At 68.1% G+C, this 25,982-nt stretch carries 17 protein-coding genes, 1 tRNA gene, 3 rRNA genes and 3 pseudogenes; 11 read left to right on the forward strand and 13 right to left on the reverse strand.

Translation table 11 applies throughout. From position 1 onward, the window contains the following. Window positions 1-20: 20 nt before the first annotated feature. From QTQ03_RS18235 to QTQ03_RS18245, 3 genes are read left to right on the forward strand one after another with little or no spacing between them, the layout of a single operon-like run. Window positions 21-815, forward strand: a complete 795-nt coding sequence (locus QTQ03_RS18235; RefSeq protein ID WP_289279105.1) for an HNH endonuclease — start codon at window positions 21-23, stop codon at window positions 813-815. Beyond that, entirely contained in the window at window positions 812-1,027 is a 216-nt protein-coding gene (locus QTQ03_RS18240) for an ABC-three component system middle component 6 (protein ID WP_289279106.1), read from the forward strand. Before QTQ03_RS18235 ends, QTQ03_RS18240 begins: the two co-directional genes overlap by 4 nt. Further along, on the forward strand, window positions 1,024-2,766 hold the full coding sequence (locus QTQ03_RS18245; protein WP_289279107.1) for a DUF2326 domain-containing protein: 1,743 nt from the start codon (window positions 1,024-1,026) through the stop codon (window positions 2,764-2,766). The genes QTQ03_RS18240 and QTQ03_RS18245 overlap by 4 nt, the downstream gene beginning before the upstream one ends. A 49-nt stretch (window positions 2,767-2,815) precedes the next feature. Here the strand turns inward: QTQ03_RS18245 and QTQ03_RS18250 are convergent. Continuing rightward, window positions 2,816-2,905, reverse strand: a tRNA-Ser gene (locus QTQ03_RS18250). Between the two features lie 75 nt (window positions 2,906-2,980). On the opposite strand from QTQ03_RS18250, the gene deoD reads away from it, so the two are divergent. The 3 genes from deoD (at window position 2,981) to QTQ03_RS18265 (ending at window position 4,904) form a co-directional block, all read left to right on the forward strand. Beyond that, complete coding sequence (gene deoD / locus QTQ03_RS18255; protein WP_289279108.1) at window positions 2,981-3,688, forward strand: purine-nucleoside phosphorylase; 708 nt, start codon at window positions 2,981-2,983, stop codon at window positions 3,686-3,688. Between the two features lie 125 nt (window positions 3,689-3,813). Then, on the forward strand, window positions 3,814-4,452 hold the full coding sequence (locus QTQ03_RS18260; RefSeq protein WP_289279109.1) for a TetR/AcrR family transcriptional regulator: 639 nt from the start codon (window positions 3,814-3,816) through the stop codon (window positions 4,450-4,452). Continuing rightward, on the forward strand, window positions 4,449-4,904 hold the full coding sequence (locus QTQ03_RS18265) for an acyl-CoA thioesterase (protein WP_289279110.1): 456 nt from the start codon (window positions 4,449-4,451) through the stop codon (window positions 4,902-4,904). The genes QTQ03_RS18260 and QTQ03_RS18265 overlap by 4 nt, the downstream gene beginning before the upstream one ends. Window positions 4,905-5,001: 97 nt before the next feature. Here the strand turns inward: QTQ03_RS18265 and QTQ03_RS18270 are convergent, their stop codons facing one another. The 4 genes from QTQ03_RS18270 to QTQ03_RS18285 form a co-directional block, all read right to left on the reverse strand. Then, entirely contained in the window at window positions 5,002-5,439 is a 438-nt protein-coding gene (locus QTQ03_RS18270) for a nucleoside deaminase (protein ID WP_289280888.1), read from the reverse strand. A gap of 253 nt (window positions 5,440-5,692) precedes the next feature. Further along, window positions 5,693-6,217: a tRNA adenosine deaminase-associated protein gene (locus QTQ03_RS18275; RefSeq protein ID WP_289279111.1), complete on the reverse strand. Its 525-nt coding sequence runs from the start codon at window positions 6,215-6,217 to the stop codon at window positions 5,693-5,695. A gap of 114 nt (window positions 6,218-6,331) precedes the next feature. Continuing rightward, window positions 6,332-6,499, reverse strand: a complete 168-nt coding sequence (locus QTQ03_RS18280; RefSeq protein WP_289279112.1) for a hypothetical protein — start codon at window positions 6,497-6,499, stop codon at window positions 6,332-6,334. 78 nt (window positions 6,500-6,577) lie between these two features. Further along, entirely contained in the window at window positions 6,578-6,943 is a 366-nt protein-coding gene (locus QTQ03_RS18285) for a hypothetical protein (protein WP_289279113.1), read from the reverse strand. A gap of 60 nt (window positions 6,944-7,003) precedes the next feature. On the opposite strand from QTQ03_RS18285, the gene QTQ03_RS18290 reads away from it, so the two are divergent. Both QTQ03_RS18290 and QTQ03_RS18295 read left to right on the forward strand, forming a co-directional pair. Next, on the forward strand, window positions 7,004-7,738 hold the full coding sequence (locus QTQ03_RS18290) for a M23 family metallopeptidase (RefSeq protein WP_289279114.1): 735 nt from the start codon (window positions 7,004-7,006) through the stop codon (window positions 7,736-7,738). A 154-nt stretch (window positions 7,739-7,892) separates the two neighbouring features. After that, window positions 7,893-8,960, forward strand: coding sequence for a PHP domain-containing protein (locus QTQ03_RS18295; RefSeq protein ID WP_289279115.1), 1,068 nt, complete (start codon window positions 7,893-7,895; stop codon window positions 8,958-8,960). A 171-nt stretch (window positions 8,961-9,131) separates the two neighbouring features. On the opposite strand, the gene QTQ03_RS18300 is transcribed toward QTQ03_RS18295, so the two are convergent. Beyond that, entirely contained in the window at window positions 9,132-10,274 is a 1,143-nt protein-coding gene (locus tag QTQ03_RS18300) for an IS701 family transposase (protein ID WP_289279559.1), read from the reverse strand. A 99-nt stretch (window positions 10,275-10,373) separates the two neighbouring features. Then, window positions 10,374-11,366 (reverse strand): DMT family transporter, encoded by a 993-nt coding sequence (locus QTQ03_RS18305; protein ID WP_289279116.1) that lies wholly within the window; start codon window positions 11,364-11,366, stop codon window positions 10,374-10,376. 166 nt (window positions 11,367-11,532) lie between these two features. Here QTQ03_RS18305 and QTQ03_RS18310 point away from each other — a divergent pair, with 166 nt between their 5' ends. Next, on the forward strand, window positions 11,533-13,203 hold the full coding sequence (locus QTQ03_RS18310) for a DUF885 domain-containing protein (RefSeq protein WP_289279117.1): 1,671 nt from the start codon (window positions 11,533-11,535) through the stop codon (window positions 13,201-13,203). A 121-nt stretch (window positions 13,204-13,324) separates the two neighbouring features. Here QTQ03_RS18310 and QTQ03_RS18315 read toward each other — a convergent pair. Further along, a pseudogene (locus QTQ03_RS18315) lies at window positions 13,325-14,913 on the reverse strand (DUF6114 domain-containing protein). Between the two features lie 77 nt (window positions 14,914-14,990). Beyond that, the gene (locus QTQ03_RS18320) at window positions 14,991-15,602 is read right to left on the reverse strand and encodes a DUF6230 family protein (RefSeq protein WP_289279118.1); all 612 of its coding nucleotides are present in this window, start codon (window positions 15,600-15,602) and stop codon (window positions 14,991-14,993) included. Window positions 15,603-16,159: 557 nt separating this feature from the next. Here QTQ03_RS18320 and QTQ03_RS18325 point away from each other — a divergent pair. Beyond that, window positions 16,160-17,362: pseudogene (locus tag QTQ03_RS18325) on the forward strand (peptidoglycan binding domain-containing protein); the annotation flags it as partial. A gap of 144 nt (window positions 17,363-17,506) precedes the next feature. Here QTQ03_RS18325 and QTQ03_RS18330 read toward each other — a convergent pair. Continuing rightward, window positions 17,507-18,922 carry an IS1380 family transposase gene (locus tag QTQ03_RS18330; RefSeq protein WP_289277416.1) on the reverse strand — a complete coding sequence of 472 codons (1,416 nt, stop codon included), beginning with the start codon at window positions 18,920-18,922 and terminating at the stop codon, window positions 17,507-17,509. A gap of 102 nt (window positions 18,923-19,024) precedes the next feature. Here QTQ03_RS18330 and QTQ03_RS18335 point away from each other — a divergent pair. Next, a pseudogene (locus QTQ03_RS18335) lies at window positions 19,025-19,660 on the forward strand (VanW family protein); the annotation flags it as partial. 412 nt (window positions 19,661-20,072) lie between these two features. Here the strand turns inward: QTQ03_RS18335 and rrf are convergent. The 3 genes from rrf to QTQ03_RS18350 all read right to left on the reverse strand — a co-directional run bounded on the left by rrf (window position 20,073) and on the right by QTQ03_RS18350 (window position 25,294). Then, window positions 20,073-20,189: ribosomal RNA gene (gene rrf / locus QTQ03_RS18340) — 5S ribosomal RNA — on the reverse strand. A 97-nt stretch (window positions 20,190-20,286) separates the two neighbouring features. After that, window positions 20,287-23,401, reverse strand: a 23S ribosomal RNA gene (locus QTQ03_RS18345). A gap of 377 nt (window positions 23,402-23,778) precedes the next feature. Beyond that, window positions 23,779-25,294: ribosomal RNA gene (locus tag QTQ03_RS18350) — 16S ribosomal RNA — on the reverse strand. Together the 16S, 23S and 5S rRNA genes form the textbook arrangement of a ribosomal RNA operon. Window positions 25,295-25,982: the final 688 nt, after the last annotated feature.

The following is a 25,982-nucleotide window of genomic DNA, read 5'->3' on the forward strand; positions in this document are numbered from 1 at the left end:
CGTCCGGCTAGCGTTGATCCGTGGGGAGGAGCGATACCGTCGGCGGCCGGCGTTCCTACTCGGTCCGGACGCTGAAGCTTCTCTTTGCCCTGTCCGGGGGGTGCTGCGCCTTCCCGGGGTGCCGGATACTTCTGGTCGACCGGCGTCCCGACGTGACCGACCCGGCCAACCTGAGCAACATCGCCCACATCCGCGGCGCCGCGGACGACGGGCCACGGGCCGATCCGACCCTGGACCCGCGCACCCGCAACGCCTATCCCAACCTGCTGCTGCTCTGCCCGACACACCACAAGCTCGTCGACGACCACCCCGACCGCTACCCGGTGGAGGTGCTCCAGGCCTACAAGTCGGGGCTGGAGCGCTGGGTGCACCACCGGCTCACCGCAGCCATGGTCCGGGTCACCTCCGCCGAACTGGACGTGGTCTGCCGGCACCTCGTCGACGCCGAACCGCTGCCGTCCACCCCCCTACGCGCGGTACAGCCCGAGGAGAAGATGCGGCGCAACGCCCTGGGGGCCCCGGCGCGGCTTCGGCTGACCCTCGGCCTGGCGCAGAGCCCACTCGTCGCCGACTACCTGCAACGGATGGCCAGCCACGTCGACCACCGTTTCCCCGCGAACCTGCGCCGCGCCTTCGTGACCGAGTACGAACGGCTCTGGGGCGAGGGCCTACGTGGTGATAGCCTGTTCGTCGCACTGAGTGACTTCGCCGGTGGTGAGGGCACCGCCGGCGGTGACCTTCCCCGCCAGGCCGCCGGGCTGGCGGTACTCGCCCACTTGTTTCACGTCTGCGACGTGTTCGAGGAGGCGCCATGATCCTGCCCGACAAGTACGTCGACCTCGAACACTCCCTGCTCGGTCAGGCGGCTTCCCTGATCGCCGCGCGACGGTCCGCCACCACCGTGTCCGACCTGTGGACGGCGGTGCAGGAGGGAATGACCTACGACCGGTTCATTCTCGCTCTCGACCTCCTCTTCGCCCTCGGGGTGATCGACAGCGACGGCGGCATCCTCCGGTGGTTACGGTGAGAATCCGCCGGATCTCCGCCAACCTCCCCGGCTTCCGGGAGGTACGCCTCAACCCCGGGTTCAACCTGGTCGTCGCGGATCGCGTCGTCGACCAGAATGGACCAGGACGGGGACTGGGCAAGACCAGCCTCATCGAGATCGTGAACTACTGCCTCGGCGCCAATCTGGGCACCGCTCAGAACCTCGTTCACATCAAGGCTCTCGACGACTCCTGGGCCTTCGCCCTCGACCTGGAGCTGGATGGGCAGTCCGTGCGGGTCACCCGGGGACTTCGGCGCCCCAACGAGATCCGGGTGCACGGCGACCTCGGCGACGACCGGCCAGGTGTCGTGGAGCCCGACGGCTCCCGCCTGCTCAGGCTCGGCGAATGGCGCACCCACCTGGGGGAACGATGCTACGGGTTGAGTGCCGACCGGCCGCACAAGTACGTCCCCGGGTTCCGCTCGCTCTTCGCGTACTCGGCCCGCAGCGGACCCGGCGCGTTCGTCGATCCCTTCCGCACCGGCACCGAGCAGAAGGCGTGGCAGGTGCAGCTCAGCAACGCCTTTCTGCTCGGGCTCAACTGGCGAACGGTGGCCAGCTGGCAGCAGCTCAAGCAGGACGAGGCCGCACTCCGAATGCTCAGCGATCGCAACCTCGAGTCGATCGAGCGGATGGAGGGCGGGCTGGGCGAACTGGAGTCGGAGCGGATCCGGGTGGCCGCCGACCTGGCGGAGCTCCGTCGGGCGATCGGTGACTTCCGGGTCGTGCCGCAGTACCGCGACGCCCAGCTGCGGCTCGACAAGGCGGCATCGCGGATCAAGGAACTCATCTCCGAGATCACCCTCAACGAGAACCTGCTCGACCTGTACTCCGAGCGCATGGCCGCCGAACCCGACGTGGGCATCGCCGAGGTCGTCGCCCTGTACGAAGAGATCGGTATCACCCTGGCGGGCAGCACCCGACGGTCCCTGGACGAGGTGATCGAGTTCCACCGCACGGTCACCCGTAATCGCCGCGACTACCTGCAGCTGGAGATGAGTCGGCTGCGTACCGCCAACACAGCGGCACAGAGCCGGGTCCGGCGGATCGAGGAGGAGCAACGTCAGGCGCTGCGCCTGCTCAGCTCGGGAGGCGCCCTCGACGACCTGGCCGAGCTCCAGGCCCGGTTCGGCCAGCTCAGCAGCCGCCTCGAGACGCTCGACCGGCGGGCCGAGGACATCCGTCGGCTCCGGACCGACCTGGAGAAGCTCCGCACCCAACGCCAGGTTCTCCGGCAACAGACGTTCATCGACCACTACGAACGGCGGGAGCAGTGGACCGGCGTGGTGGCCACCTTCGCCCGGATCACGAACGCGCTCTTCGGCGAGCCCGGCGACCTGGTCATTGACGTCACGGACTCCGGCTACGCCTTTCGCACGAAAGTGCGCCCGGACGGAGGACGCGGAGGCGACCGGATGGACGTCTTCGCCTACGACCTGACGCTGGCCGCGACCTGGGCGGACCGCACGCACTCGCCGGGCATGCTCATCCATGACAGTGCGGTGTTCGAGCGGGCGGACGACCGGCAGCTCGTCCGCGCCCTCTCGGTCGCGGCGTCGCTCAGCGCCGAGCGGAGCATCCAGTACGTCGCCACCATCAACTCAGAAGTCCTGCCAGAGGAGGAACTCGCGGCACTCGGCGTCGACCTCGACAGCGGGATAGTGCTGCGCCTCACCGATGCCCATCCCGGCGGCGCGCTCTTCGGCCAGTCCTTCTGACCTGCGGAAGAAGCGAGGCACCCGGGATGCTCCCGGGTGCCTCGTCGGTTGGCGGTGGCGGCGGGATTTGAACCCGCGGAGGGCGTGAACCCTCACACGCTTTCGAGGCGTGCTCCTTAGGCCACTCGGACACGCCACCGCCGAGTAGGCTACAGGAACACGGGATCGGACGCCGAACCGGTATACCGCCGGCCGGCCTGGCAGGATCTCTGCCATGAGTACGCACATCGGCGCGAAGCCGGGAGAGATCGCCGAGCGAGTTCTGATGCCGGGTGACCCGCTGCGGGCCAAGTGGATCGCTGAGACCTACCTCGAGGGCGCACAGTGCTACTCGACGGTCCGCGGGATGCTCGGCTTTACCGGCCGCTGGAACGGCGTCGACGTCTCCGTCCAGGGTTCCGGGATGGGCATGCCGTCCGCCTCGATCTACGCCCACGAACTGGTCAACGAGTACGGCGTGCGGTCGCTGATCCGGATCGGGTCCTGCGGCGCCCTCACCGAGGATCTCCAGCTTCGCGACGTGGTCGCCGCGATCGGATCGTCCACCGACTCAAACATGAACCGGATGCGCTTCGACGGGCTGATCGACTACGCCCCGGTCGCCGACTTCGGGCTGCTGCGCACCTCGGTCGAGGTAGCCGACCGGCGGGGCATCACGATGCGGGTCGGGCCGATCCTGGCGGCGGACGCCTTCTACACCGACCGGCCGGACCTTTACGACACGCTCGCCGACTACGGCATCCTGGCGGTCGAGATGGAGTCGGCCGCGCTTTACACCATCGCCGCCCGGTTCAGGGCCCGCGCCCTGACGATCCTGACGGTCAGCGACCACATCCGCACCGGCGAGAAGACCACCTCCCAGGAGCGCGAGCAGACCTTCAGCCAGATGGTGGAGATCGCCCTCGACACGATCATCGCCTGACCAACGCACGACACCGCGCCGCCCCGCCGTCGGTCTGACGGCGGGGCGGCGTGCGTCGGGGAATGGGTGACGCCCGTCACCGAAAAACAACACGACCGATCGTACTTTTTATGTACGCTGTCACCATGACCGTCGACGGCCGCCGCGTACGCGGCGAGCGCACCCGCACCGCCGTGCTGGACGCCGCGGTGGTGCTCGCCACGGAGGCCGGGCTGCACGGCCTCTCCCTCGGGCAACTCGCGGACGCGTTGGACGTCAGCAAGTCGGGCCTGTTCGCACACTGGCGCTCGAAGGAGGCACTCCAGCTCGCCACCGTCGACCGGGCCGTCGAGCAGTGGCAGGAGCGGATCGTCGACCCCGCGCTTCGGGCACCCCGCGGAGTGCGCCGGCTGTTGGCCTTGCACGAGGCCCGGATCTCCTTCTACGCGACCGGGACGCTCCCCGGCGGCTGCTTCTTCGCCAACACCCAATTCGAGTACAACGCCCGCCCCGGCCCGGTCCGGGACAGGCTCGCCGAGGTCTTCGCCCGCTGGACCGCGTTCCTGGAGCGGCTCGTGACGGAGGCGGTCGACGCCGGCGAACTCCCCACCGACACCGATGCCACCCGGCTGGCGTACGAGATCGACGCCCTCGGTATCGCCGCCGCCATGCGCTCCCGCCTGCTGGACCCGGAGACCACCTACGCGCACGCGCGCCACACCGTGCTGACCCGGCTCCGGACGCTGTGCCCGGACCCGACCCTGCTACCGGAAGGCCTGAGATGAGCCACGCCCTCGCCGACCCGCCCGCCGTCGACTTCGGGCACGTCGCCCACACCACCGTGCACTTCGATGACCTCGACGCCCTCGGGGTCCTGCACAACGCCCGGTACGCGGTGCTGCTGGAACGTGCACTCACCCCGTACTGGGCCGAGCGTGGGGTGGCCTTCCAGGGCGCACGAAGCGCGCCGGACGCCGTCCACGCGGTCCGCGAGTTCGCCATCACCTACCGGGCGCCGATCACCGCCACCGGACCGGTGGCGGTGCACTTCTGGCTCGAACGCCTCGGCACCAGCAGCGCCGAATACGCGTTCCAGATCCGCTCCGTCGACGGCACGACGGTGTACGCCGAGGGCCGGCGGGCGATCGTCCGGATCGACCCGGCGACGATGCGTCCGGCGCCGTGGACCGACGCCGCCCGAGCGGTGGGCGCGACCCTGCTCCGGCCGCAGGGGTAGGCGGCAGCGGCCGAACCCGCGGCATGGCGGCGCGCCCTGCGCATCGTGAGCAGAGGCCGTTTCCGCTGCCGAGCCAGGGCGTCAGGGGGCCCTGTCCTCACCTGAAGAAGGCGCGCAGGAGCGCAGCGGTCTCGGTTTCGAGGACCCCGCCGTAGACCTCGGGACGGTGGTTGAGGCGGCGGTCACGCAGCACGTCCCAGAGCGAGCCGGCCGCGCCGGTCTTCGGCTCCCACGCCCCGAACACGACAGTCGAGACCCGGGCCAGGACCAACGCGCCCGCGCACATCGTGCACGGCTCCAGGGTGACCACGAGCGTGCAGCCATCAAGTCGCCAGCGGCCCAGCCGGCCGGCAGCCCGACGCAGGGCGAGCACCTCCGCGTGCGCGGTCGGGTCGCCGGTCAGCTCCCGCTCGTTGTGTCCGGTCGCCAGCTCCGTGCCGTCCGGGCTGTAGAGCACCGCGCCGACCGGGATGTCGTCGATGGTGTCGGTCGCGGTGTCGGCTCCGGTGACAGCAACGCTCAGCGCCCGGCGCATCCACAGCTCGTGCCGCTGCCGGCGGCCGGCTCCACTCGGGTCGGCCAGCCCTTCGTCCGCGCCCGGACCGGACCGACCGGCCCGGCCTGGTGTCGGCTGCCCGGCCCGGACCGTCTCCAACGCGGGGTCGGTGACGTCGGCCGGTTCGCCGCCGCGCGGCGGGCCCGGCTCGCCGGTCGAGCCGGGCGCGGACGACCCGATCGGGCCGGGCGGGAACGGCTCCCCGCTGGTAGCCGAATCCGAACTCGCCGGGTCAGACCTCACGCAGTTCCTCGACCTCGTCGGCGCAGCCCAGCAGCGTGCAGATCTCGGCGGTGACGTCGGCCGGCAGCATGCCTTCGTGCCCGCAGAGCGGAAGCAGCTTCGTCGCCGGCACGCCCACGTCGGCGAGGAGATCCGCGTCCCCGACCGGATCCGCCTCCGGATCGGCGGCCGGCTGCTCGCCGTCCTCGTCGCCGCCAGCTCGATGGGACGCCTCGGTCTCGTCCACCCCGGTGACCGAGGCCTTGAGGTCCCCCACCAGCAGCGCGCCCAGGCGGGACTCCTCCGCGTACGCCGAGTCCGAGCCGAAGATCCGCAGGTCCTCGCCCTCGTCAAGACGCAGGATCACCAGGTACGCGTCCTCCGCCTCGACGAAGAGCAGCGAAAGGTCGGCGTCCGTGTCGACGTCACGCAACCGTTCGGCGACATCGTCGACGTCGGTGACGCCACGAAGGTTCACCTCGGCGGCGGTCCAGCCGCTCTCGTCGCGCACCACCGCCGCAGCGAAATACGACACGGTCCCCCCAAACTGCCTCGGCGCCGCACGCCAGCCCGTTACGCGTGCACGTTAGCCGGTCTGATCGGCAGGCGACCGGTCAACGCCCCGACGGACCGGCCGTTCCCGGGAAAGTCAACCCGCGAGGCGTCGCCGGGTGGCGATGAGCTGCCGCAGACGTAGGCTGCGGAGGCGCTGCGGGCGCTCCCGCTGGCGTACCGCCCGCGCACCGGTCAACTCGGCGAGGAGTTGCAGGCGGCGGCGGCGGCGCTCAGGGTCGAGCCGCGGAGTGGTCCAGGCCATACCGCCGAGAGTGCGTCAGCAGCGCCACCGCGTCAAGGCGTGATTCGCTGCGCAGCCAGCCGACGACGGACGGCAACCTCACCAGAGCGGCCAGTCGCCACTGGTCGCCCAGCAGGTCGCGACGATCGCCGCCGCGATGCTGGATCCGCCGCCGGTGACGATGGCGATCCCGGTGCCCACGCCCCGGTCACCGAGGCGCACCAGAAGGAGGGCTACCAGCCAGGCGAGGCCGCCGGCCACGACGGTCCACCAGGCGTACGTCCGGACGCTCGTGCCGAGTAGTCCAAACAACAGCAGCCAGACCGCGGCGCCGACACCACCCAGCGCCACCCCCGCCCCGGAGACGGGATGCGGCTCGCGGTAGGTGGGCCGCGCGGGCGGCCCGGCCGGGAACAGCCCCGACGGGTTGCGCGGGCGGAACCCGTCGTTCGGATCGGCTGTCACGGTCGCTCCCCGGTACGTAAGCCCCTCGTGGTCACCGTACCGGTCTGTCAGGATTGCCTGATGCCCCCGCCACCGACCGGCCGCCGCCCGGCGTACCTGGTCCTGCTGCTGCTCGTGTCGGCGCTGACGGCCGGCTGCGCGACGACCCGGCCGGGGGCGGTGGCCGACCGGCCCACCGGTCTGCCCACGGCCGTCCAGCCGGGTACACCGACCTCCGGCCCCGCCCAGGCCCCGACCTCGGCCGGCCCGTCGGCGGCGGCGACCCGCGCCGCGCTCCGGCATGTCTTTCCGGTACGCGCCCGTTCGATCGCCTACCACCCGACCCACTCGGTCTACCCCGGTACGGACATCTTCGCCGACTGCGGCGAGCCGGTCGTGGCGGTCACCGAGGGGACGGTCCTGGAGGTCAGCCGGGTGGATCGGTTCGACCGACGCGGGCCCCTCGGGCCGTGGAACGGCGGGTTGTCCGTCTCGCTGCTCGGCGACGACGGGGTGCGCTACTACGGCTCGCACCTGACCGAGGTCACCGCCGGGATCGACTCCGGTGTCCGGGTCCGCGCCGGCCAGCAGCTCGGAACGGTGGGCCGCACCGGCAACGCGAACAACGTGTGCCACCTGCACTTCGGTGTCTCACCGCCGTGCACCGGCAGGAACGACTGGTGGATCCGGCGAGGGGTGGTCTGGCCGGCGCCCTATCTGGACGCCTGGCGGCGCGGCGTGGACCGGGCACCCTCGGCCGAGGTGTCTGCCTGGCGCCGTCGGCACGGCTGCCCGAGGGCGCCGCACACCCGCTAGGGTCTGCACATCCAGGACGTGACGTTGCGGGACGTCATGCGTCTGCCGCATGGATCTGGGCATACGTCTGCCGCATGGATCTGGGGCGGTGCGAGGCGGAGTCCAGGCGTGGTCCGTCCCCCGACCGGCGGCGTGGGCGCGTAGGTTGCAGGGCATGACCGCCCGGGATCCCATCGCCGACCTGCGCCGGATCGCCTTCCTGCTGGAGCGGGCCAACGAGGCCACCTACCGGGTCCGCGCCTTTCGCGCGGCCGCGGCCGCGCTGGCCGCGCTGCCGGCGACGGAGGTGGCGGAACGGGCGGGTACCGGCAAGCTCACCGAGCTGTCCGGGGTCGGCGACGTCACCGCCCGCTGCGTCGCCGAGTCCCTCGCCGGCGAGGAGCCGGTCTATCTGCGCCGGCTGGTTGCCACCGAGGGGGCCGACCTGGGGGCGGAGGCGACCGTCCTGCGCACCGCCCTGCGCGGTGACTGCCACACCCACTCGGACTGGTCAGACGGCGGCTCGCCGATCGAGGAGATGGCGCTCGCCGCCGCCGAGCTGGGCCACGAGTACCTGGTGCTGACTGACCACTCGCCCCGTCTGAAGGTGGCCCGGGGCCTCACCGCCGACCGGCTGGGCCGCCAACTCGACCACGTCGCGAGGCTGAACGAGGCGCTTCCCGGGGGGTTCCGGATCCTCACCGGCATCGAGGTGGACATCCTCGCCGACGGCTCGCTGGACCAGGACGAGGAGCTGCTGGCCCGGCTCGACGTGGTGGTCGGCTCGGTGCACAGCGGCCTCAACGACGAGCGTGGAAAGATGACCCGCCGGATGCTGGCGGCGGTCGCCAACCCGCACCTGGACATCCTCGGTCACTGCACGGGCCGGATGGTGTCCTCCCGGCCGGCTGGCGTGACCGGGCCGGGCGATCGGGCGCACCGGCCGCGTACCCGACGCGAGAGCGACTTCGACGCGGACGCCGTCTTCGCGGCCTGCGCTGAGCGAGGCGTCGCAGTGGAAGTCAACTCCCGGCCAGAGCGGCAGGACCCACCGAAGCGGTTGATTCGGCGGGCACTGGAGGCTGGCTGCGTCTTCGCCATCAACACCGACGCGCACGCCCCGGGGCAGCTCGACTGGCAGCGCTTCGGCTGCGAACGCGCCGCCGCTTGCGGCGTGACCGCCGACCAGGTGGTGAACACCTGGCCGGCGCAGCGCCTCGTCGACTGGGCCGCGGACCGTTAATACTGCAACGGCGGGTCGTGACTTATGGCGGTTTGAGTCGTTTGCGGTAGTGGGCGGCTCGGGCTTGTTCCTGGCGGCGACGGCGGAAGTCGGACCAGCGCAGGATGTGGTCGGCTCGACGGCGGGTGGTCAGGACGAGGTGGGCGAACAGGCGGCGGATTTCGTTGCTGCTCAGCGGGATCTGGCTGCGCTCGTTTGCGGTGGTGCCCCCTTTGCGGCTTCGAGGGCGCGGGTGACGACGAGGAACGCGGCGGCGGCCATCGCGAGGGTGATGTGGGCGTACCAGGCGTCGTAGCGGCGGACCTGGTACTGGTCCAGGCCGACCTCGTTCTTCGCGGTCTGGAACGATTCCTCCACCGACCAACGGCTACCGGCGACCCGCACCAGGTCGCGTAGTCGGGTGCCGCGGGGGCCGAAGCAGACGTAGTAGGCGATGTCGCCGGGATCCGTGATCGAGCGTCGGGCCAGGACCCAGCCGCGGCGGCCGTGGGCAAAGGTGCGGCGGATCGGCAGCCGAGCCCAGTCGTAGCGGCGCGGCCCGTGCGCGCCGTCACCACACGACAGTCGTTGCCACGCGCCCGCACGCACCCTGCCGATCAGCTCGTCGACACCGGTGGTGGTGTGCAGCCCGGAGGGCACCCGATCGTCGCGTCGGGTGGCCATCACGTACGCGATGTCCCGATCCTCCAACCAGCCCCGCAGGCCAGGGTTCTGCCCGTAGGCCTCATCGGCCGTGAACCACGAAAACGGCACCCCCGCGGTGACCGCCCGCTCCAGCATGGCCTGCGCCTGCTGCGGCTTGGTCGCGAACCCGACGGCGTCCGGGATCGCCGAGCGCCGGCACCGGTCCCGATCACCGGTCCACGACTTGGGCAGGTACAACTCCCGATCGATCAACGCCCGACCCCGCGGCGTGGCGTAGCACAGGAACGTGCCGATCTGGCAGTTCTCGGTCTTGCCCGCCGTACCCGAATACTGCCGTTGGACCCCCGCCGACGCACGGCCCTTCTTGACGAACCCCGTCTCGTCAGCGATGAGCACCCCGGCCGCATCGCCGATCTGGTCCACCACGTAATCGCGCACGTCATCGCGGACCGCGTCCCGATCCCACGCCGCGCTGCACAACATGCCCTGCAACCCGTCCGGCGACACATGCCCAGCCTGCTCCGCGAGGGTCCAGCCGTTACGCCGCTCCAACGGTGCCAGTAGCCCCCGCACATACGCCCATGCCCGCCGCCGCGGCTCCACCCGCTCAAACCGATGCGCGAACCGGAAGAACAACTCCTCCAACCCGGCATCCCACGACCCGACCACCCGCGCATCCACCACAACCAACCAACGAATGATCAGCACCCGAAGCTACGACCCGCCGTTGCAGTATTAGGAGACGGGCCTGCCCATCAGGGGTTGGCGTCAGGAGGATGCCCTGCCCGGCACGGCGGGCTCGGCGGCGGGCACGGCCGCTGGGCCGTCGGTGACCGCCGCCGGTCGGCGCCGACCGACCAGGCCCTGCGTGACGGCAACGCCGAGGAGCACCACCAGCGCGCCGACCGGCTGGTGCCAGGTCAGCCGCTCGTCGAGCACCAGCGCGCCGATCAGCACCGCGAAGACCGGGATCAGGTATGTCACCGTGGAGGCGGTGCTCGCCCCGGCCACCCGGATGTTGCGAAGGTGGATGACGAAGGCCAGCCCGGTGCCGAGCGCGCCCAGCGCGAGGGCACTGGCCGCCACCTCCGGCGACAGCGAGGTCGGCGCCGGCGGAACCCCGGCGACCAGCGGCGTGACGACCGCCAGCTGCGCCGCCGCGACCAACAGTTGGGCCGCGGAGAGCGAGAGTCCCGAGTGCGCGCTGCCGGCGATGTACTTCTTCTGGTACGGGATGGCGATGCCGTAGCAGGCCGCCGCGCCGAAGCACATCAGCTGGCCGGTGAAGTGCGACCCGCCGACGCCCTCCCAGACCCCGAGCACCACCAGCACCCCGGCGAAGCCGAGCCCCAGACCGGCCGCCCGGCGCGCTGTCAGCCGCTCGGTGCGAAAGACCAGTACCGCCATCGGCAGCACCACCAGCGGGGTGGTGGCGTTCCAGATTCCGGCCAGCATGGACTCGACCCGCCGCTCGCCGTAGCCGAAGAGGGTGAACGGCACCACCACGCCGATCGCCGCGATCACGAAGAGGTGGGCCCACACCCGCGGCTCGCGAGGCAGCCGGTCGCGCAGCACCAACAGCACGACGAGCAGCGTCAGCGCCCCCGCGGCGACGCGGTAGAAGGTGAGCTGGAGCGGGTGCAGCTCCGCCACCCCGACCTTGATGAACAGAAAGCTGGAACCCCAGATCGCGGCCAGCGCGAGGAAGCCGGGAAGCCAGCTACGTAGTGCCGCCCGGTCAGGAGTGAAGTCGACTGTCACCCCTGACACTCTGCCGTAGGGGCGCGACGAAATCGCGCGCTTTTCAGCCGTGGTGTTGGCCGCCACAGCAGCGACGCCTCCAGACCTTGCCGTGCGGTCCGAACCGCCCCCCGAAGACCACAAACACGGTCGACAACCGAGCCGGACGGTCACGTAGGGTCGCACCGTGGGACAAATCGATGACATGGCCAATCGCCACGTGGCCGACTGGGCCACGCTGAGCCCGACCGGCGCGACCTACGTCGGCATCGCCGGCTACGACGACCAGCTCGACGACCTGTCGCCCGACGGGTACGCGGCCCGCGCCGACCTGACCCGGCGGACTCTCGCCGACCTCGACGTGACCGAGCCGGAATCGGAGTCGGAACGCACTGCCAAGGAGGCCATGCAGGAACGGCTCGGCCTCGACCTTGCCCGCTACGAGGCGGGAGAGGTCGGTACCGAGGTCAGCGTCATCACCAGCGGCCTGCACGACGTCCGCTCGGTCTTCGACCTGATGCCTACCGCCGGCGAGGAGGCACGGGTCAACATCGCGGCCCGGCTCAACCGCTTCGCCGGCGCGCTGGAGGACTACAAGACCACCCTTCGGCAGGCGGCCGCGACCGGCCACGTCAGCGCACGGGCGCAGCTGCTGGAGGTCGCGAAGCAGTGCGACGTCTGGGTGGCCCCGGACGGCGACAACTTCTTCCACGGGCTCGTCGAGCGGCTGGACGAGGAGGGCACCCTCGGTGCCGAGCTGCGCCGCGGCGCGGCGGCCGCCACCGCGGCTACGGCCGGGTTCGGCCAGTTCCTCCGTACCGAGCTGGCCCCGCTCGGCCGGGAGCGGCAGGCCGCCGGCCGGGAGCGCTACGAGCTGGCATCGCAGTACTTCCTCGGCGCGCGGGTCGACCTCGACGAGACGTACGCCTGGGGGTTCGCGGAGCTGGCTCGGCTCGAGACCGACATGCGGACGGTGGCCGCCCGGATCGTCGGGCCCGGCGCGACCGTCGACGAGGCGGTGGCGGCACTCGACGCCGATCCGGCCCGCACCATCCAGGGCAAGGAGGCGTTCCGTGACTGGATGCAGGCGCTCGCCGACAAGGCGATCAGCGGGCTGCAGGGCAGCCACTTCGACATCCCCGAACAGGTGCGCCGGATCGAGTGTTGCCTGGCCCCGACGAGTGACGGCGCCATCTACTACACCGGCCCGAGCGAGGACTTCTCTCGGCCGGGCCGGATGTGGTGGGCGGTGCCGCAGGGCATCACCGACTTCTCCACCTGGCGTGAGGTCACCACCGTCTACCACGAGGGCGTGCCGGGCCACCACCTGCAGGTCGCGCAGACGGCGGTCCGCGCCGAGAAGCTGAACCGCTGGCAGCGGCTGCTCTGCTGGGTGTCCGGACACGGCGAGGGCTGGGCCCTGTACGCGGAACGGCTGATGGACGAGCTGGGCTACCTGGAGGACGCGGGCGACAAGCTCGGCATGTTGGACGGCCAGGCGTTCCGGGCCGCCCGGGTGATCGTCGACATCGGGATGCACCTGGAGTTGAAGATTCCCGTCGACAACCCGTTCGGTTTCCACCCCGGCGAACGGTGGACGCCGGAGCTGGGCTGGGAGTTCATGCGGGCCCACTGCCGGGTGCCGGACGAGAACCTGCGCTTCGAGCTGAACCGCTACCTGGGCTGGCCGGGGCAGGCACCGTCCTACAAGGTCGGTGAGCGAATCTGGTTGCAGGCCCGGAACGACGCGCAGGCCCGCAAGGGGGCCGGCTTCGACCTGAAGGAGTTCCACCGGCAGGCGCTCGACCTCGGCTCCCTCGGGCTGGATCCGCTCCGCCGGGCGCTCGCCCGGCTCTAGGCGGGAGCCCCCCTCGCCACGGGACACGCCGGGGCGTCGACAGCACCCGACGAGTCGGCCCGTCCGGGCGGTGCGGGGCCGGTGGGAAGCCGGCCCCGCACCCGGTGGTGGTGGAGCGATTTCAGTCCAGGGTCAGCCGTAGCGTCGGCTTGGCGGTCAACGTGTCGCTGGCGATGAAGGCCAGGTCAATCACCGGGTCGATGAAGGTGATCGGGATCGGTAGGGTGATCGGGACGCCGTCGGGTAGGGGCAGGTCCGGCGTCAGGATGATTTTGATGCCCAACAGCCGACCGACGAAGCGGGTGGCGTAGAAGTCCACGTTCCCCTGCACGGTCAGCCGTTCGGTGGCGAAGCGCATGGTCCGGCCGGCCGGATCGGGCACCTGGAGCAGGAAGTCGTCGGTGACCGCCCGCGCCATGCTGAACTTCAATGCCCTGAGCGTGCCCTCGGCCGTAGGCAGGTCCACGATGCCGTCGAACCGCAGCCCGGTCATGGTCACCTTCGATCCGGTCAGTTTCGACGGCGTCGCGTTCACCACGGGCTGCCCCGGGTCGGCGGCGATCCGCGGCAGCGGCTCGCCCGCCTCGACGGCGCCGCTCGGTGTCGGGGCCGGGGTCGGGGGCTGGGTCGCCCCCGGGGTCGGGGTGGGGCTCACGGTCGGGGTCGGGGTGGGGGTGGGGCTCAGGGTCGGGGTGGCGCAGCGGGACAGGGCGGGTCGGGGGCTGGGTGCGCCGGTCGCGGTGGGTCCCCCGGCGGGGGTCGCGGACGGCGACGGCGAGGCGGTCACCTGCTCGTTCTCCTCGTCGTCCCCGCCTCCGAACAGGTCGCCGATTGCCTCCAGGACATCGGTGATGATGTTGCCGTCGTCCTCGTCGGCGTCCGCACCGGGGCTCGCCGGGGGGGAGCCGATCGGGCGCGATGTCGGCGACCGGCTCGGGCTCGTCAACTCCGCAGGCCGTGTCGGGCACACGGTCGGGACGGACATCCCCGGGGGGCCACGACGGCCCACCCCGCCGAGATGGTGGCGCGGGCCGTCCCAGGCGCGGCGAGCACTCCCGCAGCAGCGAGCCCAACCAACCCGAGCAGCACCACGAGCAGCCGCGGGTCACGCGGTCCGGGCACGGGCGGATCAGCCTCCGGCGAGCAGGGCGAGGCCTCGTGCAGCGGCCCCGCTGGCCGGGGGGCGCCGCCCGCTGTCAGGTCCTCGACAAGCGTGAGAGGTTGGTGGCCAGGGCCGGCGGGCGCGGTGTGCGACGATGTCGGCCCGTCCGGTGCGGCGGCGTCAGCGCCCTCCGGGCCGGCGGACGGTTCGGGCCTACCGGGATCCGGAGTCCAGGCGAAGGCCAGGGAGCCGCCCACGGTGCCGAGCAGGAAACCGACGAAGAAGCCGCCGAGGTTCACCCCGATCAGCGAGAAGAGGGCGGTGACCACAGCCACCACGGCGTAGAAGATCCGGTGCTGCGGACTGAACCAGATCAGCAGGCCGCAGGTCACCAGGATGGTGGGGATCAGCCAGGAGAGAAACCCCGTGGGTCCCATCTGGAAGGAGAGACCACCGAGCGCCATCTGGGTGGTCCCGAAGATCTCCAGGCCGGCCAAGGCGATGAGCAGGCCTCCCCAGAACGGGTGGGCGCGGCGCCACCGGCGGAAACCGCGCCAGGTCTCGCGGAGACGACCGGGCCGGACGTGCTGCGGTTCGGCGGTTGTCACGTACGCCTCCTGGCGGAGTGAGGATCGGGGCCGGGCAGGGCCCGCGGAGCGTGCCCTCCGCGGGCCCGATGCTCAGCTCAGAAACATTCCTTGGCGTCCGCGCCGACGTTGACCTTGAGCCTCAGCCCGGTCAGGTTGAACGTGCCAGCATGGGTGGAACGCGCAACCTGACGCACGTTCTTGATGACCACCGTGTCGGACTGCTGGCCGAAGGACTTCTTCTCACCGACGGCGCCCGTCGGGCCGCCGGTCAGGGTGGACGCATCCTGACCGATGTTGATGTTTCTGAACTCGGCGTCGCCCTCGAGCAGGTCCATGTCGATCAGCAGCTCGTTCGCGGTGGCCGGTTTGCCGCCCCCGCCAGCGTTGATCGTCAAGACCACCGGCGCGCCGGGCACCTTGACCGACTGACACAGGTCGTAGAGCTTGGCGTCGCGGATGCCGGACACCGCCACCGGGTGCGGCGTGCCGTCCTCCTCCTGGGCGATGCCGCCGTACTGGACGAAGCCCGTGCCACTCAGCTCGGTGGCGGAGACCTTGAAGGTCTGGCCGGAGACGGCGAACGAGGCGGCGATCGCGCCGTTGGACATGCCGAACACGATCGCGCCGGCGACAGCCGTCGCCGGCACCATGAGCGCGGCGAAGCGCCGCCACCGGGTACGACCCGGGTTGTCGAACCGATCCTGCACGGGGTCCCTCCTAGGGTGGATGTCGCGCGGGGCGGCCGGTCGGCGGAGGTAGCGGCCAACACCGGGCCGCGTCACCTGTTACCGGCAGGTAACGAACGTGCGATGATGGTGCACCCCTGAGGCCCACGTCACAAGGCCCCGATTACCTGCCAGTAACAGGAGGATGACCGCGTGACACCACGCCGTCACAGGCCATTGACGGAAAGAGAGATTTTGTAAACCGCAAGTATCTCTAAAAGGGGCGATCCGGTGCCCGGCAATGACGGCAGGTAGCCAAGACATCGACGAATTACGATTCCATAACGAACCTGTGCGCAGCGGCCGGTGGATGGGATGCCCCGCCCGGTCCGCCCAACCGCCGCCGTACGCCGGGACCGCCGCGTCCGCCCGCGACATGCCACCGTCTGACGCCGCCGATCGCGCGCGACGACCGGGTGAGGTAGCGCCGCCCGGAACCGGACCGGCCGGGGCGCAGGCTGCCGCGCTACCGATGCGTTGGTTACCGTAGTTGTCTTCCACCCGGGAGATCCGCCCCGTGTGGTATGCCCCCTTCCGAGGTGACTGTGACGCTGTACGGCAAGAAGACGCCACCCGCCGACGACAGGCCGACCGTGCAGGTGACCGCGGTGCGGTGGCCGGTTGAGGAGCCAGAGCCATCCGGTCCGCGGCGCGACGGGACGCGGTCCCGGCGCACCCGCCTGTTGCTCGCCGCGGGCCTCGCCGCGGTGGTGCTCGCCGCCGCGGCCGGGATCGGTGCGTACGCGTACGCCGGCGACGTGCCGCGGGGCACGACGGTGCTCGGCGCCGAACTCGGCGGCCGGAGCCGGGTGGACGCGGCTCGCGAGCTCCGCGCGGAGCTCGACCGACGCGCGGTGGAACTCACCGCCCCGCTGACCGTGGGCGTCGGCGAGCGCAGCGCCGAGATCAATCCGGTCGACGTAGGCCTCGCGGTCGACGTCGACGCCACCGTGGCGACCGCTGCGGCGGCGGATGCACACGCGGTCGACCGGCTGCTCGGTGCCCGGTCCGTGCGGCCCGTGGTGACCGTGGACACTGCCCGACTCGACGCGGCGCTCAAGAGGATCCTGGGGGACCAGGGCGGCAAGATGACCATGCCGGGGATCACCTGGAGCGGGCTCACCCCGAAGGCGGTCCATCCGAAACCCAGCGTCTCCCTCGACTCGGAGCGTTCGGCGCAGGCGGTGCGGGAAGGTTGGCTGAGCGGTCAGCCGGTGACCGTGCCCCTGGTCGAGACCCACCCGGTGACGACCGCCGAGGAGGTGGACCGGATGGTGACCGAGCTGGCGAAGCCCGCGGTGGCCGCGCCGGTCACGCTCACCACGGACAAGGGCTCGTTGTCGATTCCGCCGAAGGCCATCGCCGCAAGCCTGCGGTTCAGCGCAGACAAGGTCGGCAAGCTGACCGCGCAGGTGGACGTCAAGCGGCTCCGCGCAGCCCTCGGCGGCGACCTGACCAAGGTCGAGGTGCCCCCGCAGAACGCGCGGATGACCCTCACCGGCGGCAAGCCAAAGATCATAAACGGCAAGGTCGGGCAGCAGTTGGAGACCACGACGCTCGGGGAGGCCCTGCTGGCGGTCCTGCCCCTGACGAACGGCCGCAAGGTCACGGGCACGCTGAAGCCGGCGCAGCCGGAACTGACCACCGAGAAGCTGGCCAGGCTAGGTATCAAGGAGCGGGTCTCCACGTTCACCACCCGCTTTCCCGGCGGGCTCTCCTCGCCGCGCAGTCAGACCCGGATCCACGGATAGCGGAGGCGTGATCGCTACGCATCGGTGATAGGCGATGGGTGGTGTGGTGTTTCGGTGGGTGGGCATGCCGGTTTCCCGGGTGGCGCCGGGTTCGCTGGTCTCCGTGGGCTGGGACATGGCCGATGGGCCGAGTGGTCAGGTCCAGATGGGTAGCCGGCGGAGCCGGGCCAGGACCTGAGCCAGTAACTGTTGCCTCGGGGGTAGCCGTAGGGTGACCTGCCGGGCGTGGCGGACCAGCCGGGCGGGCACGGTGATCAGCCGGTGGCGCAGGGTGCCGAGGTGGTTGCGGCCTCGTCCGTCGCCGTCGTCGAGGCCGGCCAGTTCCTGCAGCCAGGCGGACAGGTTGACGGCCAGCAGCGCCCCCCACATCCACACCGTGTTGGCCGCCCGGCTGCCGGAGGGCAGGTGCCGCAGCGCGGCGCCGTGCTTGGCATCCCGGATGCGATCTTCGATGTCGGTGCGCATCCGGTGCCAGGCCTCCACCGCGACCGTCTTCGCCGGGGTGGACACATCCAGGTTGGTGGCGATGAACGAGTACGCGTACACGTGCCCGACCAGGCCGTCCAGGGCGAGCGTGAGTTGAGCTTTGGGGATGGTGCGCCGGCGGCGGGCGCGTGGGTCGGCCGAGATATCGGTAGCGTGGACCTTGACCCGCCGCACCACGGTCATGGTGGCGGGTGGCCAGCCGGCCGGTGCGTAGTCGCACACGGCGACCTGGGCGCCTTTCATCCGTTCGGCTTTGCGCCATGCATCGTCGGGGATCGCGGCCGCGGCTCGCCAGACCGCGGGGTTGCGGGTCACTCCGAGGGAAAAGTCGCAGCCGGCCTCCACCGCGGCCTGCGCGATGTCCTTGGCGAAGTAGCCCACATCGCCGCGGACCTTCGGCCGGGCGGTGACCCCGGCCGCGTTGAGGGTGGCCACGCTGCGTTCGATCAGCGAGCCCGCTCCCGGGCGGGGGTCTTCATCACCGGCGAGGAGGTCCGCGGCGGTCACCACCCCGGCCTCCGCCCACGTGGCCACGTGCGGGCGCCCGGCCCGGGCGCCCTTGTAGCTGTAGGCGATCCCTTCCTTCTTGGCCCCGTACACCTCGACGTCGGTGCCGTCCAGGTCGATGGTGGCCCCACCGGTGCGCAGCACCGCCCGCCGGGCGGCCGGCAGCAAACCGACAACCCGGCAGGCGATCTCCCCGATGCCTTCCTCGATACCAGCCACCTGCGCCGGACCGAACCGAGACGCCAACTCCACCGCGGTGCTCGCCGCCGGCGTGGGCACCGCGGACAACGCCTCACCCGCCGTATCGGCGCGGCGGCGATCCAGACCCACCCAAAACTGCGCGCCGCACATCTGCGCCTGCGCCACCGCGACCAGGAACTCTCCGCCGGACAATCCTCGATCCCGCTGCTTGATTCGGCCCACGGCGTCGTCCAGCGCGGCGGTCACGCCCAGCCGGCCGACCAACTCGGCCACCGCCACCACACCCGAGACCGGCGTCAGCGACGCGTCCGGTGCGCCAACACGGACACGACCTGCCAAACCAGGTATCTTCTTCACCGAACGGGTGTCCTTCCCACAGCGGCGGATTGGTGTCTCGACAACCCCAATCGTCCCTGCTGGCAAGGCATCCGTTCATCTATGCCACGCGGTGGCATATCCCTATCCGCGGATCCGGGTCAGAACATCGTCACCGCCGCCAAGGAAGTCGACAACACCCTGGTGCTGCCCGGCGAGACTTTCTCGCTCAACAAGCACACCGGTGAGCGCGGCTACGCCCAGGGGTACCAGGACGCGCCGGTCATTCTCAACGGGAAGCTGGTGCCCGGGGTGGGTGGCGGTGTCTCCCAGTTCACCACCACGCTGTTCAACGCGACCTACTACGCCGGGCTGGAGGACGTCGAGCACAAGCCGCACTCGTACTATTTCAGCCGCTACCCGGCCGTCATCGAGTCGACCATTTTCTATCCCAACCTGGACTTCAAGTTTCGTAACAACACCGACTACGGGATCCTGATCGACACGTCCTACACGTCGAGCACCATCACGGTCTCGATCTGGAGTACCAAGATCTGGGACAGCGTGAAGACGGAGTACACCCCTCGTCGCAACATGACCACACCGAAGACGGTTTACCTCAAACCGGGCCCAACCTGCATCGCCGCGGGCGGCAGTGAGGGCTTCACCCAGGACGCCTTCCGGGTTTTCCGGAAGGACGGCAAGGTGGTCAAGCGGGAGAAGTTCACCTGGCGTTACGGCGCCGAACCACGCTTCATCTGCGCCCCGGAGCCGTCCTGACCGCCCTCCCGCGCCCGCTCCGCCCCGCCGGCCAGGAGGCCGGCGGGCTTTCCGTGGGTCCATCTCGCGCCCCGCCGTCCGCCAGGCACGCGCCCCTGCCTATCGCCGCCGAGCTGCAGTCGGTCGGGCCGGTTCTACTGAGCCCCGTCGGGCAACGCGGCGCGGGCGCCCGCGCGACGGAGGGTGACGATCCTGCCGGCAGAGGAGCCGTTGCGGCAGATCGGCGCGGACGATTTCGCGGCCCCGGTCACACCCGCCACGCATGCTGGCTCCCAGCATGCAGGGCCATCGGGATGCCCCCGGGTCGCGCGGGTGGCGTGTTGGGGTGAGACAGAAGCCGGGGTTGGTGTGGTTTCGTGGTGCGGAAACGCGTTCAGGGCCACCCATACGGGTGGCCCTGAACGGAAAGATTGTCCGGCGGTGTCCTACTCTCCCACACCCTCCCAGGTGCAGTACCATCGGCGCTGGAGGGCTTAGCTTCCGGGTTCGGAATGTAACCGGGCGTTTCCCCTCCGCCATGACCGCCGTAACTCTATCGACATATCAAACAACACGAACCAGCCAGTTCCCACCAGCGGGCGTTGTTCGTTTGTCCAGAGTTGCACAGTGGACGCGTAGCAGCTTTGTAGGTCAAGTCCTCGGCCTATTAGTACCGGTCAACTGAACCCGTTACCGGGCTTACATTTCCGGCCTATCAACCCAGTCGTCTAGCTGGGGGCCTTACCCACCCCGAAGAGTGGGCGGGATACCTCATCTTGAAGCGAGCTTCCCGCTTAGATGCTTTCAGCGGTTATCCCTTCCGAACGTAGCTAACCAGCCGTGCCCCTGGCGGGACAACTGGCACACCAGAGGTTCGTCCGTCCCGGTCCTCTCGTACTAGGGACAGCCCTTCTCAAGTATCCTACGCGCACGGCGGATAGGGACCGAACTGTCTCACGACGTTCTAAACCCAGCTCGCGTACCGCTTTAATGGGCGAACAGCCCAACCCTTGGGACCTGCTACAGCCCCAGGATGCGACGAGCCGACATCGAGGTGCCAAACCATCCCGTCGATATGGACTCTTGGGGAAGATCAGCCTGTTATCCCCGGGGTACCTTTTATCCGTTGAGCGACACCGCTTCCACATGCCAGTGCCGGATCACTAGTCCCGACTTTCGTCCCTGCTCGACCCGTCAGTCTCACAGTCAAGCTCCCTTGTGCACTTGCACTCAACACCTGATTGCCAACCAGGCTGAGGGAACCTTTGGGCGCCTCCGTTACCCTTTAGGAGGCAACCGCCCCAGTTAAACTACCCACCAGACACTGTCCCTGAACCGGATAACGGTCCGAAGTTAGATACCCAAACCAACCAGAGTGGTATTTCAAGATTGCCTCCACCCATACTGGCGTATGAGCTTCACCGGCTCCCACCTATCCTACACAAGCTAATTCGGATACCAATGTCAAGCTATAGTAAAGGTCCCGGGGTCTTTCCGTCCTGCCGCGCGTAACGAGCATCTTTACTCGTAATGCAATTTCGCCGGGCCTGTGGTTGAGACAGTGGGGAAGTCGTTACGCCATTCGTGCAGGTCGGAACTTACCCGACAAGGAATTTCGCTACCTTAGGATGGTTATAGTTACCACCGCCGTTTACTGGCGCTTAAGTTCTCCGCTTCGCCCCGAAGAGCTAACAGGTCCCCTTAACGTTCCAGCACCGGGCAGGCGTCAGTCCATATACATCGAATTACTTCTTCGCATGGACCTGTGTTTTTAGTAAACAGTCGCTTCCCCCTGCTCTCTGCGGCCATACAACGCTCCACCCGCGCGGGGCTTCACGTCTCCGGCCCCCCTTCTCCCTAAGTTACGGGGGCAATTTGCCGAGTTCCTTAACCACAGTTCGCCCGATCGCCTCGGTATTCTCTACCTGACCACCTGTGTCGGTTTGGGGTACGGGCCGCTCGGAACTCGCTAGAGGCTTTTCTCGACAGCATAGGATCACTGACTTCACCTGAATCGGCTCGGCATCACGTCTCAGCCTTCACGCGCCGCGGATTTACCTACGACACAGCCTACACGCTTACCCCGGCACAACCACCGGCCGGGCTCAGCTACCTTCCTGCGTCACCCCATCGCTTGACTACTACCCGCCAGGTTCCCACGCTCCCCACGATCAGTCCGAAGACCTCACACAGCTCGGGTGGTTAGCACAACGAGGTTCATCAGGGTCGCTCCTTCGCGGGTACGGGAATATCAACCCGTTGTCCATCGACTACGCCTCTCGGCCTCGCCTTAGGTCCCGACTCACCCAGGGCGGATTAACCTGGCCCTGGAACCCTTGGTCATCCGGCGGAAGGGTTTCTCACCCTTCTTTCGCTACTCATGCCTGCATTCTCACTCGTGCCGCGTCCACAACTCGATCACTCGGCTGCTTCACCCCCGACACGACGCTCCCCTACCCACCCACACACCTGCACACCACCCACAAAGGGACAATGCGAAGTACACGTGTGAATGCCACAGCTTCGGCGGTGTGCTTGAGCCCCGCTACATTGTCGGCGCGGAACCACTTGACCAGTGAGCTATTACGCACTCTTTAAAGGGTGGCTGCTTCTAAGCCAACCTCCTGGTTGTCTATGCGACCCCACATCCTTTTCCACTTAGCACACGCTTAGGGGCCTTAGCTGGTGATCTGGGCTGTTTCCCTCTCGACTACGAAGCTTATCCCCCGCAGTCTCACTGCCGCGCTCTCACTTACCGGCATTCGGAGTTTGGCTGATTTCGGTAAGCTTGTGGGCCCCCTAGACCATCCAGTGCTCTACCTCCGGCAAGAAACACACGACGCTGCACCTAGATGCATTTCGGGGAGAACCAGCTATCACGGAGTTTGATTGGCCTTTCACCCCTAACCACAGGTCATCCCCCAACTTTTCAACGTTGGTGGGTTCGGCCCTCCACGCGGTCTTACCCGCGCTTCAGCCTGCCCATGGCTAGATCACTCCGCTTCGGGTCTAGGACACGCGACTCAAACGCCCTATTCAGACTCGCTTTCGCTACGGCTCCCCCACACGGGTTAACCTCGCCACATGCCACTAACTCGCAGGCTCATTCTTCAAAAGGCACGCCGTCACCCCGCAAGGCTCCGACGGATTGTAGGCGAACGGTTTCAGGTACTATTTCACTCCCCTCCCGGGGTACTTTTCACCATTCCCTCACGGTACTCGTCCGCTATCGGTCACCAGGAAGTATTCAGGCTTACCAGGTGGTCCTGGCAGATTCACGGCAGATTTCAGGAGTCCGCCGCTACTCGGGAACACCCACAGAAGACCAGCCACTTTCACCTACCGGACTATCACCGCCTACGGTCAGCCTTCCCAGACTGTTCGGCTAGCAACTGGCTTTGTAACTCCTCGAACACGTGTCAGCATGTCCAGCAGGGTCCCACAACCCCGACCACGCAACCCCTGACAGGTATCACACGCAGCCGGTTTAGCCTCAATCCGCTTTCGCTCGCCACTACTCACGGAATCACTATTGTTTTCTCTTCCTACGGGTACTGAGATGTTTCACTTCCCCGCGTTCCCTCCACACACCCTATGAGTTCAGGTGCAGGTGACACCACATGACTGGTGCCGGGTTCCCCCATTCGGACACCCTGGGATCACAGCTCGGTTGACAGCTCCCCCAGGCCTATCGCGGCCTCCCACGTCCTTCATCGGCTCCTGGTGCCAAGGCATCCACCGTCCGCCCTTGACAACTTGACCACAAAGATGCTCGCGTCCACTGTGCAATTCTCAACAAACGACCAACCCACAACCCACAGCCCCACACCAAACCCGACAACCGCCAGCGGTATGCGAGACCAAGCCATGCCTGGCAACCAACCCCACCCCGAAAGATGAGACAACAACACCGAAGACAACAACCACAGGTTGTTCCTTCAGGACCCAACAGGGTGCCTTCCACCTCCCCCAGCCGCACCAGGACCCCCGTTCCACACCAACCCGAAAGCTGGCAGTACTAGAAGAACCCGACCGTTGCCGAGGAAAACTCACCAGTGTCTCCGCCAAACGAGCACCCCAACCCGACATCCGCGGGCCACGAGGCTCCATACCGTCCTTCGACGAATGGCGCTCCTTAGAAAGGAGGTGATCCAGCCGCACCTTCCGGTACGGCTACCTTGTTACGACTTCGTCCCAATCGCCAGCCCCACCTTCGACGGCTCCCTCCACAAGGGTTGGGCCACCGGCTTCGGGTGTTGCCGACTTTCGTGACGTGACGGGCGGTGTGTACAAGGCCCGGGAACGTATTCACCGCAGCGTTGCTGATCTGCGATTACTAGCGACTCCGACTTCACGGGGTCGAGTTGCAGACCCCGATCCGAACTGAGACCGGCTTTTTGGGATTCGCTCCACCTCACGGTATCGCAGCCCATTGTACCGGCCATTGTAGCATGCGTGAAGCCCTGGACATAAGGGGCATGATGACTTGACGTCATCCCCACCTTCCTCCGAGTTGACCCCGGCAGTCTTCGATGAGTCCCCGCCATAACGCGCTGGCAACATCGAACAAGGGTTGCGCTCGTTGCGGGACTTAACCCAACATCTCACGACACGAGCTGACGACAGCCATGCACCACCTGTGACCGCCCCCGAAGGACCCGACATCTCTGCCGGTTTTGCGGCCATGTCAAACCCAGGTAAGGTTCTTCGCGTTGCATCGAATTAATCCGCATGCTCCGCCGCTTGTGCGGGCCCCCGTCAATTCCTTTGAGTTTTAGCCTTGCGGCCGTACTCCCCAGGCGGGGCGCTTAATGCGTTAGCTGCGGCACAGAGAACCGGAGAGGCCCCCCACACCTAGCGCCCAACGTTTACAGCGTGGACTACCAGGGTATCTAATCCTGTTCGCTCCCCACGCTTTCGCTCCTCAGCGTCAGTATCGGCCCAGAGACCCGCCTTCGCCACCGGTGTTCCTCCTGATATCTGCGCATTTCACCGCTACACCAGGAATTCCAGTCTCCCCTACCGAACTCTAGCCTGCCCGTATCGACTGCAGGCCCGCAGTTGAGCCACGGGTTTTCACAGTCGACGCGACAAGCCGCCTACGAGCTCTTTACGCCCAATAAATCCGGACAACGCTCGCGCCCTACGTCTTACCGCGGCTGCTGGCACGTAGTTGGCCGGCGCTTCTTCTGCAGGTACCGTCACTCACGCTTCGTCCCTGCTGAAAGAGGTTTACAACCCGAAGGCCGTCATCCCTCACGCGGCGTCGCTGCATCAGGCTTCCGCCCATTGTGCAATATTCCCCACTGCTGCCTCCCGTAGGAGTCTGGGCCGTGTCTCAGTCCCAGTGTGGCCGGTCGCCCTCTCAGGCCGGCTACCCGTCGTCGCCTTGGTAGGCCATCACCCCACCAACAAGCTGATAGGCCGCGAGCCCATCCCAAGCCGAAAAACTTTCCACCCCCAGATCATGCGACCAGAGGTTATATCCGGTATTAGCCCCGGTTTCCCGGGGTTATCCCAAAGCCTAGGGCAGGTTGCTCACGTGTTACTCACCCGTTCGCCGCTCGAGTACCCCGAAGGGCCTTTCCGCTCGACTTGCATGTGTTAAGCACGCCGCCAGCGTTCGTCCTGAGCCAGGATCAAACTCTCCAACAAAAACCTGTCGAACAATCCATCCCAGCAACAAAAAAGTTGCCAAAAAAAACCCGAACCAGACAGACCACAGCCCACCCAGCCCGGAACAAAAAATTGGCACTGGCTTATCAAGCACCCTGTTGAGTTCTCAAAGAACAACCACACACCGCCAAGCCCCCACACCGTAGGAACCCACCCGGGGCAACCGCTCCCACCCACCACTCTCGCGGTGAGCACTTTTACTACGTTACCTCACCGTATCCGCCGTGTCAAACCGTGTGTCCCGGTCTGTCATGCTTCGTACGGGTTGGTCCCGATGGCCGCACGCAGCTAGCTACAGCCACGCTTGACCGTCGGATTCCGACAGAACCGGCCGCAACGGTCTCCCGCTGGCTCGCCCGGTGCCCTGCCGGCCGTAAACGTTACCCGGTCGGTTCCGCCCCACCAAATCCGCCTCCCGGCAGATCCGGCGAGCACCGCCCGGCGGGGCCACGGAGGAGTAGTCCTCGTCGACCCCGGCCAGCTCGATCCGTGGCTCAGGTTCTTTGCCCTGTTTGCCCCGTTCCGCGCTGGCAGAGAGAAAGTTACGCGTCTGCGGTTTGAACGTCAAATCCGTGGCGAGCAGTCCGCGTCACACCTCGCCGACCACCGGTGCGTGGACGATCCCGCGCGCGAAACCACCTCAGACCGGCCGGTGAACCGAACACCA

It is taken from the genome of Micromonospora sp. WMMA1363 (genome assembly GCF_030345795.1).
Taxonomy (GTDB): domain Bacteria; phylum Actinomycetota; class Actinomycetes; order Mycobacteriales; family Micromonosporaceae; genus Micromonospora.

Excerpts from the sequence above, each read along its gene's own strand:
- QTQ03_RS18260 (WP_289279109.1), top strand. The coding sequence starts at position 3,814 with ATGACCGTCGACGGCCGCCGCGTACGCGGCGAGCGCACCCGCACCGCC.
- QTQ03_RS18265 (WP_289279110.1), top strand. The coding sequence starts at position 4,449 with ATGAGCCACGCCCTCGCCGACCCGCCCGCCGTCGACTTCGGGCACGTC.
- QTQ03_RS18290 (WP_289279114.1), top strand. The coding sequence starts at position 7,004 with ATGCCCCCGCCACCGACCGGCCGCCGCCCGGCGTACCTGGTCCTGCTG.
- QTQ03_RS18270 (WP_289280888.1), bottom strand. The coding sequence starts at position 5,439 with ATGCGCCGGGCGCTGAGCGTTGCTGTCACCGGAGCCGACACCGCGACC.
- QTQ03_RS18240 (WP_289279106.1), top strand. The coding sequence starts at position 812 with ATGATCCTGCCCGACAAGTACGTCGACCTCGAACACTCCCTGCTCGGT.
- QTQ03_RS18280 (WP_289279112.1), bottom strand. The coding sequence starts at position 6,499 with ATGGCCTGGACCACTCCGCGGCTCGACCCTGAGCGCCGCCGCCGCCGC.
- deoD (WP_289279108.1), top strand. The coding sequence starts at position 2,981 with ATGAGTACGCACATCGGCGCGAAGCCGGGAGAGATCGCCGAGCGAGTT.
- QTQ03_RS18295 (WP_289279115.1), top strand. The coding sequence starts at position 7,893 with ATGACCGCCCGGGATCCCATCGCCGACCTGCGCCGGATCGCCTTCCTG.